The following is an 18,017-nucleotide window of genomic DNA, read 5'->3' as shown; positions in this document are numbered from 1 at the left end:
TAATGTCTATATTACAGGGGCGGGCAGTGGCATTCCTAATAAGTAGGCTACTGATGAGATAAATGGTTGTGGGCACGGGAGAAGAGCATGTGAATGGCCCGTTGTGCCTAGCCAGGTATGTCCAGAAAATGCATTTCACTTTTTGCCGCCTACGATTCCTGACCTACATTTGTGGCCTTGAAATGCCCTAGCGTTTCGTTTTACCGTCTATTTTCTTATGAATAGCATTCGACTTCGTTCGTTACCTCATCTGCTGCTGGCACTGTTTCTCACGTTTGCCGGCGCTCAACAGGCTGCCGCTCAACAAACAGGTGCTGCCGATGTAAAAAAAGAGGGAGTAGTTCCTGGCGCAACTGATGGCGCTACCGCTGCGACTGCCGCAGCCCCAGATGCGGGTGGCAGTGGCGGCAACGGTGGTGGCGGTGCCGATGCCGCAGCTATCTCCGCCGGCGACGCTCTCTTCAAAAACAACTGTGCGCAGTGCCACGCCGTGAATGAGGTGGTGGTAGGCCCTGCTCTGGCCGGCATCACCAAGCGTCGCACCGTTTCCTGGTTGATTCCTTGGATTAAGAACTCCAGCAAAGTAGTAGCCAGCGGCGATGAGTACGCTGTAGCTATCTATAACAAGTACAACAAGCAGCAGATGCCCTCCTTTGCCCTTTCGGACCAGGAGATTACCTCTATTCTGGCTTGGGTAAATGCAGAAGAAGGTAAAGCTACCGCTACCAGCGGTGGACCAACCGTTGGCAATGCTGCTACGGCAGACGGTCAGGCCGATGGCGGCGGTGCCGAAGCTGGCGCTGGCAAATACGTTGACATCCTACTTATTGTATTGGTAGTGGTGCTGATTGTGCTGGTTGTAACGCTTGTTATCATCGGCAATTTGATGAAAGACGTGTTGCGTGGCCGCAAAGACCTCGACGGCCGTGACGTTGAAATTCTAGAGCAGCGCTTTGACTGGGGTAAAATGTACCGCTCGCCTTTGTTGCGCGGTATAGTAGGAGCTGTCTTCGCAATCGTGTTGGTATACGCTGGTGTACAGAGCGTAATGGCGGTAGGCTTGACTCAGGGCTACCAGCCCACTCAGCCCATTGCCTTCTCGCACAAGCTACACGCTGGCGAGCACCAGATTAACTGCGCTTACTGCCACACTTCAGTTTATAAAAGCAAGTCCGCTAACATCCCTTCGGCTAACATCTGTATGAACTGCCACTCGCAGATTAAGACGGAGTCGCCGGAAATCAAGAAAATCTACCGGGCCATTGAGCGCAAGCAGCCTATTCAGTGGGTACGCATTCACAACCTGCCCGACTTGGCTTACTTCAACCACTCGCAGCACACGCAAGTAGCTGGCCTGCAGTGCCAGACTTGCCACGGCCCTATCCAGAACATGGAAGTGGTGTACCAGTATTCAGCTCTTACCATGGGCTGGTGCATCAACTGCCACCGCGAGATGCCAGTTAATGCCAAAGACAACAAGTACTACGACAACCTTGTGAAGCTGCACGACACCAAAAATGCTGGTGCTCCTTTCACCGTATCGTCGAACGGCGGTACCGAGTGCTCGAAGTGCCACTACTAATAAATTGATTCTTAGTGGTCGGTACTGGGTAGTCAGTATTGAGACTACTGTTGCTGACTACTGACTACCCAATACTGATTACTGATTACCCTCCCAAATGAAGTACTGGAAAGGAATTGAGGAACTGGAAAGCGCACCGGAGTTCATGCAATCGGCTTTTGCCGAGTTCATGCCGGTCAAGGAAAGCCACGCGAGCAAAGATGCTACTGCGGCTCCTCGTCGCGACTTCCTCAAACTAATGGGTTTTGGTGTGGCTGCGGCCACCTTGGCATCCTGCGAAGCACCTGTTCGCAAGGCCATCCCTTATTTGAATAAACCTGAGGAGATTGACCCGGCCATCTCCAACTTCTACGCTTCGACCTACTTCACCGGCGCTGACTACAACGCCGTGTTGGTGAAGACCCGCGAGGGTCGGCCGATTAAGCTAGAAGGCAACCCTGAGTCGCCCATCACCAACGGTGGTTTGTCGGCACGGGCGCAAGCTGCTGTTTTGAGCCTCTACGACGGTGGTCGTCTGCAAAACTTTGCCATCAAATCGGGCAATGGCTATGAGAAGGCGGAAGTAGCTGCTTTTGACCGAGCAGTGCGCAGCAAACTGGCTGCTACCACCGGTCGTATTGCCATTGTTTCGCCCACCATCATTAGCCCTACTACTAAGCGGGCTATTGCTGAGTTTGCCGCTCGTTACCCCAACACCACGCACGTCATGTATGACGCGCAGTCGGCGTCAGCTTTGCTGCAAGCCAACGGTGGAACGGTACCCGGCTATGATTTCAGCCGTGCCAACATCGTCGTGAGCCTCGATGCCGACTTCCTTGGTACTTGGATTTCACCTGTTGAATATGGCCGTCAGTACGCCATGACTCGCAAAGTGAACCGGGACAAGCGCACGATGTCGCGCCACTACCAGTTCGAAACTGCCATGACCCTTAGCGGCTGTAACGCGGACATCCGTGTGCCAGTGAAGCCTTCGGAAATGGGCCAGGTTGCTTTAGCATTGTACAATGCCGTAACCGGTGCTGGTGGTGCCTCAGCCTACAAAAACGACAAACTCACCCAAGCTGCGCGGGACCTGACTGCCAATCGTGGCGCCAGCCTAGTAATTTCTGGTTCAAACGACCCAGCTGTTCAGGCTCTGGTAACTGCTATGAACGCGGCACTGGGTAGCGTTGGAACTACCATCAATCCTAATGCCCCGAGCTATGTCCGCCAAGGCGACGACGCTCGCATGGCGGCTTTAGTGAATGACATGAACAACGGCAGCGTTGGTGCAGTCATTTTCTACAACGCCAACCCCGTATTCAACCACCCATTGGGTGCCAAGGTAAAGTCAGGCATTGCCAAAGTGCCCCTGACTATTTCCATGAACGACCGGTTGGACGAAACCGGTGCGCTTTGCCAATACGCTGCTCCCGATAGCCACTGGCTGGAATCGTGGAACGACTATGAGCCTAAGCGCGGCTTCTTGAGCTTGGCTCAGCCCGTCATTACGCCGCTGTTCTCAACGCGCCAGGGTCAGGAAAGCCTGTTGCGTTGGGCTGGAAATAACACGACGTATTATCAGTACCTGCGCGCCACTTGGCGTGCCCTGACCCCCAACGACGCCGCTTGGGATAAGGTGGTGCACGATGGTGTTGCTACCGGTACGGCACTAGCTGCTGCCCCTGCAACAACCGCTGCACTGAGCCCTGCAGCAGCTATCGACCAGATTGGCCGTGCTCCTAAGACTGCTGCCAACGCTGTTGAATTGGCTCTGTATGAAAAAGTAGGTCTGGGCGCTGCTGGTTGCGAAGCTAACAACCCTTTCCTGCAAGAATTGCCCGACCCGGTTTCTAAAGCTACCTGGGGTAATTACGTTGCCGTGCCACGCAAAATGGCAGTTGACAACGAGTGGGAGCAAGGCGATGTAATTCAAGTGACTGCTAACGGTTACACCGTTGAGCTGCCCGTGTTGATTCAGCCTGGTCAAGCCAATGGCACTGTGGGTATAGCGCTCGGTTACGGCCGTACGCAGTCTGGCAAAGCCGGCGACCAAGTGGGAGCAAATGCAGCTCCGCTGGCGATGGCGGCCTCAAATGGTTTGATGTACCGCAATGTGGTAACGTTGAAGAAGACGGATGCTACTTCACCCATCGCCCAAACCCAGACTCACCATACCATAATGGACCGCAAGCCAGTTGTTCAAGAGAACACCCTGGCCCAGTACATTAAGAATCCTAAGGAGGTAACTGAGTACGAGAAAGTTGCTACGCCTGATGGCTTGGAGAAGCCCAACAAGGTTTCGCTGTGGCAGGACTACCAGTACAACAACCACCATTGGGGGATGATGATAGACCTTAATTCGTGCATTGGCTGCGGCTCGTGCGTGATTGGCTGTCAGACTGAGAACAACACCGCCGTAGTGGGCAAGCAGGAGGTTATTAACCGCCGCGAAATGCACTGGATGCGTATTGACCGCTACTATAGCTCAGACCACCACAAGGATGAGTTTGAGACCGTAGGCAAAGTTGGTACCTACGCTGCCATGGAGGACCCGTCTGACAACCCACAGGTTATCTTCCAGCCGATGATGTGCCAGCAGTGCAACCATGCACCTTGCGAAACGGTATGTCCAGTATTGGCAACCACGCACAGCTCGGAAGGTCTGAACCAAATGACGTACAACCGTTGCATTGGAACTCGCTACTGCGCCAACAACTGCCCATACAAAGTGCGTCGCTTCAACTGGTTCTCTTACTACTCCAATGAGAAGTTTGAAACCGTTAACGGACACATGTTCACGGACCTCGGCCGCATGGTGTTGAACCCCGACGTAACTGTTCGCGCCCGTGGCGTCATGGAGAAATGCTCGTTCTGCATTCAGCGCATCCAGTTGGGTAAACTCGAAGCCAAGAAGCAGAAGCGTCGTCCCATGGACGGTGAAATTGTTTCGGCCTGCGCCCAGTCGTGCCCGACGGAGGCTATTGTGTTCGGCGACATGCGCGACCCAAACAGCCGCATCAGCCAGTTGATGCGTCGTGAGGATGGCGAACGTGCTTTCCACGCTTTGGAATCCATCAACGTGCAGCCGAACGTGACCTACTTGACCAAGATTCGCAATGCAGAATCAGAGTTCTTCGCTAAAGAAAACGCTTAATAATCACTAACCTATAAGATTATGCAGCACGTATCAGCCGTACGCGAGCCGCTCGTAACCGGGGGTAAAACGCTACACGACGTAACGCAAGACATCTGCTACCAGGTAGAAGCCAAGCCCAACATCCGTTGGATGGCTGCCCTAAGCGTAGCTCTGTTTTTCCTGGGTATCTTTTTCTATTCTGTATACCGCACTGTGTGGTACGGCATCGGAGAGTGGGGCCTGAACAAAACCGTAAACTGGGCCTGGGACATTACCAACTTCGTGTGGTGGGTAGGTATCGGCCACGCAGGCACGCTGATTTCGGCGGTACTGTTGCTGTTCCGCCAGAAGTGGCGTTCCTCCATCAACCGGGCTGCAGAAGCTATGACGATTTTCGCCGTAATCTGCGCCGCCATGTTCCCAGTTCTTCACATGGGTCGCCCATGGTTGGCTTATTGGGTGTTCCCATTCCAGAACACATTCGGTTCGCTATGGGTGAACTTCAATTCGCCACTGCTGTGGGACGTATTCGCTATCTCGACTTACTTCACGGTGTCTCTGGTATTCTGGTACATTGGTCTGATTCCAGACTTTGCTACTATCCGTGACCGTGCGAAGGGTTCTATTGCCAAGTTTAGCTACTCGATGCTGAGCTTCGGTTGGAAAGGTTCGGCCAAGGCTTGGTCTCGCTACGAGACAGTGTCGCTGATTCTGGCCGGTGTTTCGACACCCCTGGTACTCTCGGTACACACCATTGTATCGATGGACTTTGCTACCTCTGTCGTACCAGGCTGGCACACCACCATCTTTCCTCCCTACTTCGTAGCAGGTGCCATCTTCTCGGGCTTCGCCATGGTACTCACGCTGATGCTGATTACTCGCGTGGTGTTCCGTCTGGAAGATTACATCACCCTGGAGCACATTGCCCTCATGAACAAAATCATGATGGTAACCGGCTCTATTGTAGGTGTGGCTTACATCACAGAGTTCTTCATTGCTTGGTACTCGCAGGTTGAGTTTGAGCAGTATGCTTTCATCAACCGTGCTACGGGTCCGTACTGGTGGTCTTATGCCGCTATGATGACCTGCAACGTAATCACTCCGCAGCTGGTGTGGATTCGCCGGGTACGCTACAGCATCCCGCTGACTTTCGTGCTCTCGATAATCGTGAACATCGGTATGTGGTTTGAGCGCTTCGTAATCATCGTGACCTCGCTGCACCGTGACTACTTGCCATCGAGCTGGGCTATGTTCTCGCCTTCTATCATCGACATCGGGCTCTACGTGGGTACCCTCGGCTTGTTCTTCACACTGTTCCTCCTTTTCGCCAAGTTCTTCCCTGTTATTAACATGGCCGAAGTGAAGACCATCTTGAAGTATACTGTGGACAATGGCCCGACTTACAATCCGCAAAAGGCTGCCCACGCTACTCCCGCTCCTCAACCTGCCATTCACGGGGCTCCTGCTTCGGCACCCGTAAACTACAATAAGCATGACTAAGCGCTATGCCCTCGGCATCTTCGAAGACGAAGACGTGCTGCTGCACGCCGTAGAAAATGTTCGCGCCGCCGGTGTGAAGATTTACGATGTGTTCTCGCCCTATCCTGTTCACGGAATCGACGATGCTCTCGGCATTGAACGTTCGCGCCTCCCTATTGCCGCTTTCTTTTTCGGCATGACCGGTTTGTCCTTTGCGCTGTGGATGCAGATTTACATGCTTGGTTTCGACTGGCCAATGATTATTGGTGGCAAACCGCACATTGCGCTGCCCGCCTTTATTCCGGTTGCATTCGAATTGACCGTTTTCTTCACTTGCCACGGCATGGCGCTGACGTTCTTCACTATCACGGGGCTATATCCTCGCCCCAAAGTGCCAGTAATGGACGTGCGTGCAACCGACGACAAATTCGTAATGGCCATCGAACTGGATGAAACCAGCTCGCAATTTTCTCGGCTGACTCAACTGCTGCGCGATAACGGCGCTTCAGAAGTCAACCAAAAAGAAATGACCACTAAATAATGAAGCATACGCTGAACCTGAGCTTGCGCGTTTCGGCGCTGTTCTTATCCCTAGGGCTTGCTCCGGCTTGTACTCCTCGGCCTGATGACCCGGGCGTGCAGTACGCGCCAGAGATGTACGACCCCATCCCTTACGAGCCGCTTAAGCAAACGAACTTTAACAAAGTCAATGCTTTCGGCATTAATCAGCGCACCCCACCAATTGCCACTGTGCCATTGGGCAAGCTCGATTATTACAACCACATTCCAAAAGATAGTGTGGGTATCGCTGAGCGCAAGCTTCGCAATCCTTACCCTTATACCAAGGCAAACTTGGAAGAAGGAAAGGTGCTTTATACTCGGATCTGCTCGCACTGCCACGGTGAAGCAGGAGCTGGCGATGGCCCAGTTGGCGCTAAGTTCAAAGGTGTTCCCAACTACGCGGCTGGGGCTTACAAAACCATGAACGACGGCCACATCTACCACGTCATTCAGTGGGGACGTAACCGCATGATGCCGCATGGTTCGATTGTGAACCCTGAGGAGCGTTGGAAGATTGCCATGTATGTGCGGGTACTTCAGCGTGGCGAAGGCCCTGATGCACTCGAGAAACTCGTTGCACAAGGTCCTACTACAAGCACTGGCACTGCTAATGCTAGCCCAACTGAGCTGACTGACCGCGCTTATCAGGGTCCAGTAGGCGAGGCGCAAGCTAATAAAGCGTCCGCAACCCCGGGGCAAGGTGCTGCATCTCCCGGTCAAATGCACTCCATTGCTCCCAATGGCTCGGGCGTAACCCATTTCTCCTCCGGCACGAAATAACCTATGGCAACTCTGACGCATCAAAATAGCGCCACGGCTGAACAATTAGTCGTTACGGATGGCGCCCGTAAAACATTTATCACCATCATCGTTGCAGGCGTGGTGGTGCTCATCCTTGGCTTGATAGCTGCCATCTTTCATATTGGTGAGGGAGAGCATGCTGCCGCTACTGAAGCTGCAGGGCACCTTGGCGCATCTGCAGGTCATGGCGCTGGAGCTTCAGTTCATCACGAAGGCAGCCCTGTTTGGCAGAAGCGTGTGTTGGTAAGCCTTTGGCACAGCAACATCTTCTTCCTTGGTGTGTCGACCATCGGCACCGTGTTCATGGCCATCAACTACGTGGCCTACGCTGGTTGGTCGGTAATGATTAAGCGCATTGCAGAGGCTCTGAGTGCTTGGATTATTCCCGGCGCGGTCATTTTGTTGGTTGTGTTTCTGTTGGGTCGTCACGACATTTTCCACTGGACGCACGAAGGCATTATGGACAAGGGCAACCCTAACTACGATGCTATCATCGCTGGAAAGAGCGGCTTCCTGAACCTGCCTTTCTACCTCATTCGCACTATCATCTACCTCGGTATATGGGCATACTTCAGCTGGAAGCTGCGTCAGCTTTCGCTGGCCGAAGACCAGTTGGGTGGTACGGTTTGGTTCCACAAGAGCATTAATGTTTCAGCGCTGTTCCTGGTTCTTTATGCTGTAACCTCGTCTATGTCGGCCTGGGACTGGGTAATGTCGGTTGACACACACTGGTTCAGCACCATGTTTGGCTGGTATGTATTCGCTTCGTGGTGGGTGTCAGGTATTGCTGCTATCGCACTCACTGCAATTTTCCTGAAACAAGCAGGCTACTTAAAAGCTTTAACTTCAAACCACTTGCATGACCTGGGCAAGCTGATGTTCGGCTTCAGCATCTTTTGGACTTACGTTTGGTTTTCGCAGTTCATGCTCATATGGTACGCCAACTTGCCTGAGGAAGCTGTTTACTACAACCAGCGCTTAGGAGGCTTTGAAGGTCGCTATACTGGCATCTTCTTTTTCAACCTGATTATCAACTTCGTATTTCCATTCTTGGGCCTTATGACTCGGGATGCCAAGCGTCAGATGATTATCATGAAAATCGTTTGTATTGCCATTCTGATTGGCCACTGGTCCGACTTCTATTTGATGTTCATGCCGGGCACTATGAAGGCTGAAAGTGGGTTCTTAATAGAGATTGGCATTGCGGCCATTTTCCTCGGTGCCTTCCTCATGCTTTTCGTTCGCCGTCTGGCTTCTGCCTCGCTTGTTCCGGTTCATCATCCCTTCCTGGACGAGAGCGTTCACCACACCACGTAAATTATTGGCATATAGGAGTCAGAAAGTTGGTATAGATATCATGTCTCTTCCTTTGTTTCTGACTTCTGCATCCTAACTCACAAATTCCAGATAATGACGGCTCTTACTATTGTGCTTGTGTTGGTGTTGCTGCTGGTCGTCTTCGGCCTGCTGTTTCGCTTGCAGATTCTGACTTCTATTTTTTCGGGCACTTTCACTCGGGATATTGGCATGAGCAATAGCGTAAATGCTATTCTGATGCTCGTGTTCATGGTGTTTGGTGGCGCTTGGTTTGCTTATTCATTCGTTGAGAATTTCAACAAAATGAATCCTCCCATTGCCTCTGTGCACGGCCACGAGATGGAGCGCATGTTCTGGACAACTATGGCTGTGATTGGAGTTGCCTTCCTTATCACGCAAGCTCTGCTTTTTATCTACTCTTACAAGTATCAGTACAAAGAAGGCCGTCGGGCTTACTTCTTTGCGCACAATAACAAGATTGAAGTTATCTGGACAGTCATTCCAGCCATTGTCATGGCGGCACTGATTTTCGCAGGTTGGAAGGCTTGGACTCGCATAACCGGACCAGCTCCCAAGGAGTCGGTTGTAGTTGAAGTGATGGGCAAACAGTTCAACTGGTTGGTTCGCTACCCTGGCCGCGATATGAAGTTGGGTGTGGTTAATTATCGCATGATTGATGCGGTTAATGAATTTGGTTTTGACTTGAGCGACAATGCTGCTCTTGATGATTTCACGACGAACGAAATCCACGTGCCCAAAGGCGTTCCGGTCCTGATTAAGATTCGTTCGCGCGACGTGCTACACGCCGTTTACATGCCGCACTTCCGCGTGCAGATGTATGCAGTACCTGGCATGCCTACCCGTTTCTGGTTCACGCCAACAATGACTACCGATGAGATGCGTGCTAAGTTGGGCAATCCAGGCTTCAACTACGAATTGGCTTGCAACCAGGTATGCGGTGGTAGCCACTTCGCTATGAAAGCAACTGTTATTGTGGATGAGCCAGACGATTACCAGAACTGGTACGCCGCTCAGGAGTCGTTCGCAAAGAAAAATCCAGAAGTATTGGCTGCTCTCAAACAGAAGCCTGCCGCAACGGTTTCACAAGTAGCTGAACCCGCTGAAGCTAAAGAAGCTGCTCCATCGCCACTGGCTGCTTCCTACTAAATCACTATTAACGGTATCCATTTATGTCAGACATGGCAGCCAAACCCAATCTCTCGCCAAGCGTGCAAGAAGCGCAGGGCGGCAGAGGCTCCTCGCCAGTGCCCGCTACTGAGCACGGCGACCACCTGCACCACGACGACCACGAGCACCACGACCAGCATTGGCTGTGGAAGTACGTGTTCAGCCAAGACCACAAGACCATTGCCAAGCAATTCCTGATTACGGGTATGATTTGGGCCATCTTGGGTGGCACTCTTTCGAGCTTGTTCCGCTTACAGTTGGGCTGGCCTGAAGGTTCGATGCAATGGTTAACTCCCTTCCTGGGCAAGTGGATTCAGGCTGGCAAATTGAACCCAGAGTTCTACCTCGCACTCGTGACAATGCACGGAACCATCATGGTGTTCTTTGTATTGACAGCTGGCTTGAGCGGTACGTTTTCTAACTTCCTGATTCCTCTACAAGTTGGTGCCCGCGACATGGCATCGGGCTTTATGAACATGCTCTCGTACTGGTTCTTCTTCCTGTCGAGCATCGTAATGTTCTCATCGCTCTTCATTGAGACTGGACCCGCATCCGCTGGCTGGACAATTTATCCTCCACTTAGCGCATTGCCCCAATCGATTCCTGGTTCAGGTGCTGGTATGACTTTGTGGTTGGTTAGCATGGCACTGTTTATCGTTTCGCAGCTCTTGGGTGGCGTAAACTACGTGACCACCGTTATCAACATGCGTACCCGTGGCATGAGCATGAGCAAGCTGCCACTTACCATCTGGGCCTTCTTCCTGACGGCTATCTTGGGTATCCTGTCGTTCCCAGTGCTATTCTCGGCTGCTCTGCTGCTGATTTTTGACCGCTCGTTCGGCACGTCGTTCTTCTTGTCTGACATCTACATCGCTGGTCAGGCCTTGAGCAACCAAGGTGGCTCGCCCGTTTTGTTCCAGCACTTGTTCTGGTTCTTGGGTCACCCTGAAGTGTACATCGTAATTATGCCTGCCATGGGCATGGTTTCGGAGGTATTGGCTACCAATGCACGCAAGCCTATTTTCGGCTACCGCGCTATGATTGGCTCGCTGATTGGCATTTCGTTGCTTTCGTTCGTTGTGTGGGCTCACCACATGTTCGTGACGGGCATGAACCCTTTCCTTGGTTCGGTCTTCATGTTCCTGACCTTGATTATCGCCGTTCCCTCGGGTGTGAAAGTGTTTAACTGGTTGGCTACCCTGTGGCGTGGTAATATCCGCTTCACTGCGGCCATGCTCTTCTCTATCGGCTTCGTGTCGTTGTTTATTGCAGGTGGTTTGACCGGTATCATCCTCGGTAACGCTACCCTTGACATTCAGATGCACAACACCTACTTCGTGGTAGCTCACTTCCACCTAGTAATGGGTAGCTCGGCATTCTTTGGTTTGTTTGCTGGTGTCTATCACTGGTTCCCAAAAATGTTTGGACGCATGATGGATGAGAAGCTTGGCTATATCCACTTCTGGTTGACTTTCGTGGGTGTTTACTTGGTGTTCATGCCAATGCACTACGTGGGAATTGCCGGTTTCCCCCGTCGTTACTATGCTTGGACTGGCTTTGATGCCTTCTCGCAATTCGCTGACTTGAACAAGTTCATCTCTATTGCGGCCATCCTTGCCTTCTTCGGCCAGTTCATTTTCATCTTCAACTTCTTCTACAGCATCTTCCGCGGCCGTCGTGCTACCCAGAACCCCTGGAATTCGACTACGCTGGAGTGGACTACGCCGGTCAACCCCGGTCACGGCAACTGGCCCGGCGAGATTCCTGCTGTTTACCGTTGGCCTTACGATTATAGCAAGCCCGGCTCGGAAGTGGACTTCATTCCGCAAAACGTACCGTACTCGAAGACGCAGTCTTCTAACTTGCCGTACGAGCAAGACATGGCAGAATAGTTTGCTGCATAGCTAAAGTCCCAAAGCGGGCCGCCTGACCGGCGGCCCGCTTTTGCTTTATAGCGCTAGTCTTTTTAAGTAATTCTCCGGCACAATTGGGTAGGGTACGTTGTTTATAAAGAGATGAATAGTTTACAAATAAGTCCAGCCGTTCGCCGTTTTAGATTTGTAGGGATTCTGACTGTTGTTTCGGTGTACCTGCTGATTTTGGTTGGCGGTATAGTGCGCAGCACTGGCAGTGGAATGGGATGCCCAGATTGGCCCAAGTGCTTTGGTCAATGGATTCCGCCTACGGAAGCCAGTCAGCTGCCCGCCGACTATAAAGAGATTTACACTGCTCAGCGGGTGGCGAAGAACCAAAAACTCGCGAGGACTTTGGAGCGGCTAGGTTTTGCGCAAGTGGCGGGTAGCATCTTTGCGCACCCTACTCAGTACATAGAAACAGACTTTAACGCTGTCAAAACGTGGATTGAGTACGTCAACCGCTTGCTGGGGGCATTAATTGGGGTATTTGTATTCCTGACGGTGATTTTTGCCTTCCCGTATTGGCGCCGCGACCGTACCATTTTCTGGTTGGCATTTGCTTCCTTCGTCTTGACTGGTGTACAGGGCTATTTGGGGTCGCTGGTCGTTTCAACGAATCTGCTGCCCGTGATGGTTACCATCCACATGGCACTGGCACTCGTAATTGTGGCCTTACTATTATATGCAGTTGACCGTGCAGAATGGCGGCTCGAAAAGCTTGGAGTTGTAAAAGAAGAGGAAGAGAGCGAGGTTCTTAATTCGTCCAATCTTCGGAAAGCCCCCTCTAGCAGCCTGCAGCTGGGACTATGGGCAGCCTTGCTGCTCACCTTCTGGCAGATTGTGCTTGGCACCCAGGTGAGAGAAGAAATTGATATCGTATCGGCTACAGCCGGACACCTGGGGCGGGAAACGTGGGTAGAGCAGTTAGGAACCACGTTCAGTGTACACCGCACCATGTCGGCGTTGGTACTGCTGGTGAATGTGTACGTGTGCTACGAGCTTTGGCAGTTAGGGCGGACCCGCCTGACCAAATTGGCCATGGCCATGCTTGGAGTTGTGGGTTTGGAAATTCTGGCTGGCATCATCCTAGCCTATTTTGCACTGCCCGCCGCGGTGCAGCCAATACACCTTACGTTGGCCACCGTATTGTTTGGCGTACAGTTTCTGGCATTGCTTGCGGTGGCTAGGGCACGAAAAACCCCGGAAACTATTGCGCCTTCGGATGCCGCCCGGCGCGTTGTTGCGTAACTTTGCGGCCCCGTTTGGGCTGGGTTGCTCAACCAGAGTCCAACGACGAAACTTTTACAGGTATAAATGATAAAGGCCCGCGCCTATTTTCAGCTGCTCAAATTCCGGCTTTCGCTCACGGTAGCGTTTTCCAGCGCTATTGGGTACATGCTTGGGGCGCGTGATTTTAGCTGGAGCCAGGCCCTGCTTGTAATGCTGGGCGGTCTGCTGGTGACAGGTTCGGCTAACATTATCAACCAAATTCACGAGCGGGAGCTGGACAAACTGATGACCCGAACGGCCCAACGGCCCCTTCCTCTGGGCATTCTTTCGCCAGCAGAGGGTTGGGTGTTCTGTGTGTTGTTGGGGATTAGTGGGTTAAGCTTGCTTGCTTATTGCTTCAACCCACTTACAGCAGCTTTATCATTGCTGTCGCTCATTCTCTACGGCTTCATCTATACTCCGCTCAAAACTATTTCACCGGTTTGTGTAGCAGTAGGGGCTATTCCGGGTGGGTTGCCGCCCCTTATTGGTTGGGTTGCAGCCACTGGCTACATTGGGGTTGAGGCGTGGGTGCTGTTTGGCATTCAGTTTATGTGGCAGTTTCCGCATTTCTGGGCCATTGCTTGGGTTGCCGATGATGACTACAAGCGGGCGGGCTTCAAGATGTTGCCGTCACCTGGCAATCGGGATTTGCGTACGGCTTTCCAAATAATGACTTATACGCTCTTGCTCATTCCGTTGAGCTTGCTGCCGTTGGTATTTAACATTTCGGGTCGGGTCTCGGCACTAGTAGCGGTAGTGTGTGGGGTGCTGTTTTTGTTGCTTACGGTGCAACTAATGCGTACTCAGTCGCGCAAGGCCGCACTACGAATCATGTTTGCATCTTTTCTGTACTTACCTATCGTACAAATTGCGTTGGTACTGGACAAAATGTAGCCTTTTGTTGTTATAAATGAGCGCACACGTTAGCGGGCGCGTTCTCATTTTTATCCATAATCTACGTCGGCGTAAGCGGGCGTTCCCATCATTATGAATCCTTCCGAAACGTTGTCCGACAAGGAAGTTGGACTTGGCTGGCATCCTAAGCGCGTGTTGCTTGTTCTGCTGATTTTCAGTATAGTAATGATGTTTGCAGCTTTCACTAGCGGCTACATTGTTCGGCGCGATGAAGGCAACTGGCGCGAGTTTGATTTGCCCTTCTCGCTGTTGATTAATTCTATTATCATTGCCCTGAGCAGCGCTAGCATGCAGTGGGCTTACGCCGCGGCGCGGAAAGATGAGATTGGCCGCGTAAAAACCGGGATGACGGTAGCATTAGTATTGGGCCTGGCTTTCCTGGTTGGGCAGTATTACAGCTTCGGTGACCTTGTTGCGGGCAACACGTACTTTGGGGGAGCAGACGCCAATCCTTCCGGCTCATTCGTATACGTCTTGATGGGCGTGCACGCTTTTCACTTAGTTACCGGCCTTGTTTTTCTGGCCGTAGTGTTGAGGCGGGTCCTTAATTATCAGGTGCATTCGCGCGCTCTGCTTTCGATTGGCAATGCTACCTTATACTGGCACTTCCTGGGCGGGCTTTGGCTGTACCTGTATTTGTTCTTACTTTTGAACCACTAAAACGACGTTACGCTGTCCGCTATGGCCCAACCGACCACTTTGCAGTCACCCGCTGCTTCCGCTACCCAAGACGCCCCACGCACTGGCAACTGGGATGGCGGCAACGAACCTTTCAAAGCGAGCTACGGCAAGCTGATGATGTGGTTCTTTCTGCTCTCTGACGCATTCACCTTTGCCGCATTTCTAACCACCTACGGCCTCATTCGTCATAAGCACGAAGTATTTACAGGGACTGGAGAGTTCGTGTTCAGCACCCGTTGGTGGCCTGTTCCGGACCGTGTGTTCAACGCCTTCCCGGGCTTGCATGGCATGGACGTGCCGCTGGGCTTTGTGGCGTTGATGACGATGATTCTGATTTTGAGCTCTGTGACGATGGTACTGGCCGTAGAAGCTGGCCACCGCATGGATAAGAACGATGTGCAGAAGTGGCTGCTGTGGACTATTCTGTTCGGTACCACCTTCCTGCTCAGCCAGGCCTGGGAATGGAGTCACTTCATCCACGGCACGGAAAAGGGCATGCTGATGGCCGATGGCACTACTTTTCACGGAGCCAACCTGGCTATGAATGAATACGGACCGGTGCTATTTGCTGACCTGTTTTTCTTCATCACCGGCTTCCACGGCACGCACGTGCTTTCCGGGGTCTGCCTGCTGATTTGGTGCTTTATCGCCACCACCAACGGCACCTTTCACAAGCGTGGCCACTACGAGATGGTTGAGAAAATCGGCTTGTACTGGCACTTTGTAGACTTGGTGTGGGTATTCGTATTTACGTTCTTCTACCTCGTATAAGTAGTGAATGAGCGAATGAGTAACTAGACGACGACCTGTATTCTGGTTACTTATTCTCTGCAAACTCACTCGTTCACTCAATTACTCAATTACTTGTTATGGCTGCTCACGCAACTGATGAAAATACCCCGGTAGGGGAGATTGCCAAGCCGAATACCGGTTGGATTTGGAGAACCTTCTTCATTTTGGTCGGCATAACGGCCGTGGAATTCGTGTTTGTGTTCCTGATGGAACCCAGCACTTTCCGCAATAGCATCTTCATTGTGCTCACCATTATGAAGGCGTTCTTCATTGTGGCTGAATTCATGCACTTGAAGCACGAGACGAAGGGTCTGATTTGGACCATTCTGGTGCCGATGGCTTTGTTGGTGTGGTTGCTGGTTGCTTTGGTTACCGAGGGCTCCTACGTAGGCGAGGTACTGCAAAACATGTTTAAATAGCAGATGCGGCCCCGCCAAACCTTGTTGCTGGGGCTGCTGCTGTTGTTGCCGGTACTGGCTTTTTTGTTTCTGTTCAGCTTCGGCAAAAACCGTTACGCGCTGCCATCTTACTTGCCCGACCGAGTGGATTCCACTCAGGTTGGCGGTAAGTGGCAGCGCGATACTGTTTTCCACCAAATTGCGCCGTTCCAGCTTTCTGCCTCCACGGGCCGGCAGGTGAGCAGCCAGGAACTTAATCAAGGGCTGTACATAGCTCAGTTTTACGCAGACGATGAAGCCAGCGCCCGCGTAGCTCGCCAGTTGCTACGGGTTCAGGAAAAATTTCGCAAGGAGCAGCGGGTGCGGCTGGTCACCTTTGTGTTGAGTGCGGACGCCGCGAATCCAACTGCTTTAACTCGCTTGGCTGAGCAATATGGTACCATTGCAGGTAAGTGGTTTTTTGTTACCGGAGCACCTGACACCCTCAAGCGCCTGACGCTTCAGGAATTTAGACTGACGGCAGACCCCAAGCGACTCCCCGGCGCAGTTTTTACGGCTAACATACCGGCGGGTCGGCTGTTACTAGTTGACAACCAGCGTCGGGTGCGTGGCATCTACGACGGCACCGACGGCCGCGAAATCGACCGCTTACTCACGGAAGTAACCGTGCAGCTTTACGATTATGAACACCCCCACTGAACAACTGCATCCGCCCGTGATGGCGCCGGGCGACTACACGCGCTATAAAATCATCTTGGGCACCCTGGGAGTGGTAGTGCCACTGCTGGTGGCGGTGTTGTTTTCGTTTCCCCAGCTATTTCGCATACCGGGCGCGGAGGTAAAGTTTCTGCCAGCCGTGAATGCGGTGCTGAACTCCCTCACGGCGGTGTGCCTGGTAGCCGGCTATTACTTTATCAGGCAGAAGCAGGTGCTGCGCCACCGCGCAATGATGGGCACTGCCTTCGCGCTGGGTGGGCTGTTCTTGCTTTCCTACGTGGCTTACCACTCGCAGGTAGACAGTGTGAAGTTTGGGGGCGTGGGCGCCATACGCTATGCGTATTTCTTTTTGCTGCTTACGCACATCGCTCTTGCAGTTGTGACGGTGGGCTTGGTGCTATTCACGCTGTATTTTGCCCTGACCGGGCAGTACACCAAGCACAAGTCTATTGCGCGGTGGACCTTTCCTGTCTGGCTGTATGTGTCAGTGACTGGGGTTATCGTATACTTTATGATTTCACCGTATTACACCTAATCAGCAGCCGGAGACAACCAATGCTGAGGCGGGAAACTTTGCTTCTATCCTAGTGTTCTAATAACATGAAAAAGACATTTTTTGCGGCCTCTTTTGCCCTATTATTGGGCGTATTGCTGAGCTTGGCGCCGCTGGCGGCCAGCGCGCAGTGCGTGATGTGTAAAACCCAGGTAGAATCTGCTCGACAGGAGCGTGATGACTACGATGTAGCAGGCCTCAACAAGGGCATTGTGTACATGATGACTGTGCCCTACATTCTGATGGGTGCGGTAGGATACTTTTGGTACCGTCGTACGCATCCCAAGCCAGCTAAAAAATAGTGGCGAGTAATTCGTCGCTGCTCGCCTTGCTGGCGTTGCGTTGCCCGCGCTGCCACCAGGGCAAGCTGTTTTCGCATTCGGCCCTGAATCTGCGAAAGTTCGATGAAATGCCGGAGGCGTGCCAAGTTTGCGCACAGGCCTTTGAGCCGGAAGTGGGATTCTACTGGGGAGCCATGTATATCAGCTATGGGTTTTCCACTGTTATAGTGGCCATTGTGGGTGTTATGCTGTATTTCTTGGCTAATGACCCCGAGGTGTGGGTGTATGTGGTGGCCGTGGCGGCCGCCGTGCTGCTATTCACACCGCTTATGTTCCGGTATGCGCGCGCTGTGATGCTCTACGCGTTTGGTGGCACGCGGTACGATGCCGGGTATGCGCCGAGGGCTATGTAATCATTCGGTTTTGATATTCGGAAATGCCACCTT

General features: G+C 52.4%; 17 protein-coding genes. All 17 read left to right on the top strand.

Annotated features, from left to right (window positions below; all coding sequences use genetic code 11):
- The first annotated feature begins 217 nt into the window (after positions 1-217).
- The 17 genes from BMZ66_RS19580 (at position 218) to BMZ66_RS19500 (ending at position 17,984) form a co-directional block, all read left to right on the top strand.
- Positions 218-1,582: a c-type cytochrome gene (locus BMZ66_RS19580; RefSeq protein WP_092677477.1), complete on the top strand. Its 1,365-nt coding sequence runs from the start codon at positions 218-220 to the stop codon at positions 1,580-1,582.
- Between the two features lie 97 nt (positions 1,583-1,679).
- Complete coding sequence (locus BMZ66_RS19575) at positions 1,680-4,718, top strand: TAT-variant-translocated molybdopterin oxidoreductase (protein ID WP_092677475.1); 3,039 nt, start codon at positions 1,680-1,682, stop codon at positions 4,716-4,718.
- Between the two features lie 21 nt (positions 4,719-4,739).
- Positions 4,740-6,200 carry an NrfD/PsrC family molybdoenzyme membrane anchor subunit gene (nrfD, locus tag BMZ66_RS19570; protein ID WP_234795171.1) on the top strand — a complete coding sequence of 487 codons (1,461 nt, stop codon included), beginning with the start codon at positions 4,740-4,742 and terminating at the stop codon, positions 6,198-6,200.
- Positions 6,193-6,720: a DUF3341 domain-containing protein gene (locus tag BMZ66_RS19565; protein ID WP_092677473.1), complete on the top strand. Its 528-nt coding sequence runs from the start codon at positions 6,193-6,195 to the stop codon at positions 6,718-6,720. The genes nrfD and BMZ66_RS19565 overlap by 8 nt, the downstream gene beginning before the upstream one ends.
- On the top strand, positions 6,720-7,520 hold the full coding sequence (locus tag BMZ66_RS19560) for a c-type cytochrome (protein ID WP_092677471.1): 801 nt from the start codon (positions 6,720-6,722) through the stop codon (positions 7,518-7,520). Before BMZ66_RS19565 ends, BMZ66_RS19560 begins: the two co-directional genes overlap by 1 nt.
- A gap of 3 nt (positions 7,521-7,523) precedes the next feature.
- Complete coding sequence (locus tag BMZ66_RS19555) at positions 7,524-8,858, top strand: quinol:cytochrome C oxidoreductase (protein WP_234795170.1); 1,335 nt, start codon at positions 7,524-7,526, stop codon at positions 8,856-8,858.
- 93 nt (positions 8,859-8,951) lie between these two features.
- Complete coding sequence (locus BMZ66_RS19550) at positions 8,952-10,025, top strand: cytochrome c oxidase subunit II (protein WP_092677469.1); 1,074 nt, start codon at positions 8,952-8,954, stop codon at positions 10,023-10,025.
- 32 nt (positions 10,026-10,057) lie between these two features.
- Positions 10,058-11,938 (top strand): cytochrome c oxidase subunit I, encoded by a 1,881-nt coding sequence (locus BMZ66_RS19545; RefSeq protein WP_092677804.1) that lies wholly within the window; start codon positions 10,058-10,060, stop codon positions 11,936-11,938.
- A 123-nt stretch (positions 11,939-12,061) separates the two neighbouring features.
- Positions 12,062-13,210 (top strand): COX15/CtaA family protein, encoded by a 1,149-nt coding sequence (locus tag BMZ66_RS19540; protein ID WP_092677467.1) that lies wholly within the window; start codon positions 12,062-12,064, stop codon positions 13,208-13,210.
- 66 nt (positions 13,211-13,276) lie between these two features.
- A complete protein-coding gene (gene cyoE / locus BMZ66_RS19535) occupies positions 13,277-14,128 on the top strand; it encodes a heme o synthase (protein WP_092677465.1) in 852 nt (283 codons plus the stop codon).
- A 93-nt stretch (positions 14,129-14,221) separates the two neighbouring features.
- Positions 14,222-14,809, top strand: a complete 588-nt coding sequence (locus BMZ66_RS19530; protein ID WP_092677463.1) for a cytochrome c oxidase subunit 3 — start codon at positions 14,222-14,224, stop codon at positions 14,807-14,809.
- Between the two features lie 21 nt (positions 14,810-14,830).
- A complete protein-coding gene (locus BMZ66_RS19525; RefSeq protein ID WP_092677461.1) occupies positions 14,831-15,601 on the top strand; it encodes a cytochrome c oxidase subunit 3 in 771 nt (256 codons plus the stop codon).
- 98 nt (positions 15,602-15,699) lie between these two features.
- Entirely contained in the window at positions 15,700-16,041 is a 342-nt protein-coding gene (locus tag BMZ66_RS19520) for a cytochrome C oxidase subunit IV family protein (protein WP_092677459.1), read from the top strand.
- Between the two features lie 3 nt (positions 16,042-16,044).
- Positions 16,045-16,719 (top strand): thioredoxin domain-containing protein, encoded by a 675-nt coding sequence (locus tag BMZ66_RS19515; RefSeq protein WP_092677457.1) that lies wholly within the window; start codon positions 16,045-16,047, stop codon positions 16,717-16,719.
- Positions 16,703-17,272 (top strand): DUF420 domain-containing protein, encoded by a 570-nt coding sequence (locus tag BMZ66_RS19510; RefSeq protein ID WP_092677455.1) that lies wholly within the window; start codon positions 16,703-16,705, stop codon positions 17,270-17,272. Before BMZ66_RS19515 ends, BMZ66_RS19510 begins: the two co-directional genes overlap by 17 nt.
- 65 nt (positions 17,273-17,337) lie before the next feature.
- Positions 17,338-17,592, top strand: a complete 255-nt coding sequence (locus BMZ66_RS19505; protein WP_092677453.1) for a hypothetical protein — start codon at positions 17,338-17,340, stop codon at positions 17,590-17,592.
- Positions 17,592-17,984, top strand: coding sequence for a DUF983 domain-containing protein (locus BMZ66_RS19500; protein WP_234795169.1), 393 nt, complete (start codon positions 17,592-17,594; stop codon positions 17,982-17,984). The genes BMZ66_RS19505 and BMZ66_RS19500 overlap by 1 nt, the downstream gene beginning before the upstream one ends.
- The last annotated feature ends 33 nt before the right edge of the window (positions 17,985-18,017 follow it).

The organism is Hymenobacter arizonensis, assembly GCF_900115775.1.
GTDB classification, from domain to species: domain Bacteria; phylum Bacteroidota; class Bacteroidia; order Cytophagales; family Hymenobacteraceae; genus Hymenobacter; species Hymenobacter arizonensis.
This window is presented reverse-complemented; position numbering and strand designations above follow the sequence as displayed.

What these genes read in the sequence shown, in the direction of transcription:
- BMZ66_RS19580 (WP_092677477.1), top strand. Translation starts at nt 218, where the DNA reads ATGAATAGCATTCGACTTCGTTCGTTACCTCATCTGCTGCTGGCACTG.
- BMZ66_RS19575 (WP_092677475.1), top strand. Translation starts at nt 1,680, where the DNA reads ATGAAGTACTGGAAAGGAATTGAGGAACTGGAAAGCGCACCGGAGTTC.
- nrfD (WP_234795171.1), top strand. Translation starts at nt 4,740, where the DNA reads ATGCAGCACGTATCAGCCGTACGCGAGCCGCTCGTAACCGGGGGTAAA.
- BMZ66_RS19565 (WP_092677473.1), top strand. Translation starts at nt 6,193, where the DNA reads ATGACTAAGCGCTATGCCCTCGGCATCTTCGAAGACGAAGACGTGCTG.
- BMZ66_RS19560 (WP_092677471.1), top strand. Translation starts at nt 6,720, where the DNA reads ATGAAGCATACGCTGAACCTGAGCTTGCGCGTTTCGGCGCTGTTCTTA.
- BMZ66_RS19555 (WP_234795170.1), top strand. Translation starts at nt 7,524, where the DNA reads ATGGCAACTCTGACGCATCAAAATAGCGCCACGGCTGAACAATTAGTC.
- BMZ66_RS19550 (WP_092677469.1), top strand. Translation starts at nt 8,952, where the DNA reads ATGACGGCTCTTACTATTGTGCTTGTGTTGGTGTTGCTGCTGGTCGTC.
- BMZ66_RS19545 (WP_092677804.1), top strand. Translation starts at nt 10,058, where the DNA reads ATGGCAGCCAAACCCAATCTCTCGCCAAGCGTGCAAGAAGCGCAGGGC.
- BMZ66_RS19540 (WP_092677467.1), top strand. Translation starts at nt 12,062, where the DNA reads ATGAATAGTTTACAAATAAGTCCAGCCGTTCGCCGTTTTAGATTTGTA.
- cyoE (WP_092677465.1), top strand. Translation starts at nt 13,277, where the DNA reads ATGATAAAGGCCCGCGCCTATTTTCAGCTGCTCAAATTCCGGCTTTCG.
- BMZ66_RS19530 (WP_092677463.1), top strand. Translation starts at nt 14,222, where the DNA reads ATGAATCCTTCCGAAACGTTGTCCGACAAGGAAGTTGGACTTGGCTGG.
- BMZ66_RS19525 (WP_092677461.1), top strand. Translation starts at nt 14,831, where the DNA reads ATGGCCCAACCGACCACTTTGCAGTCACCCGCTGCTTCCGCTACCCAA.
- BMZ66_RS19520 (WP_092677459.1), top strand. Translation starts at nt 15,700, where the DNA reads ATGGCTGCTCACGCAACTGATGAAAATACCCCGGTAGGGGAGATTGCC.
- BMZ66_RS19515 (WP_092677457.1), top strand. Translation starts at nt 16,045, where the DNA reads ATGCGGCCCCGCCAAACCTTGTTGCTGGGGCTGCTGCTGTTGTTGCCG.
- BMZ66_RS19510 (WP_092677455.1), top strand. Translation starts at nt 16,703, where the DNA reads ATGAACACCCCCACTGAACAACTGCATCCGCCCGTGATGGCGCCGGGC.
- BMZ66_RS19505 (WP_092677453.1), top strand. Translation starts at nt 17,338, where the DNA reads ATGAAAAAGACATTTTTTGCGGCCTCTTTTGCCCTATTATTGGGCGTA.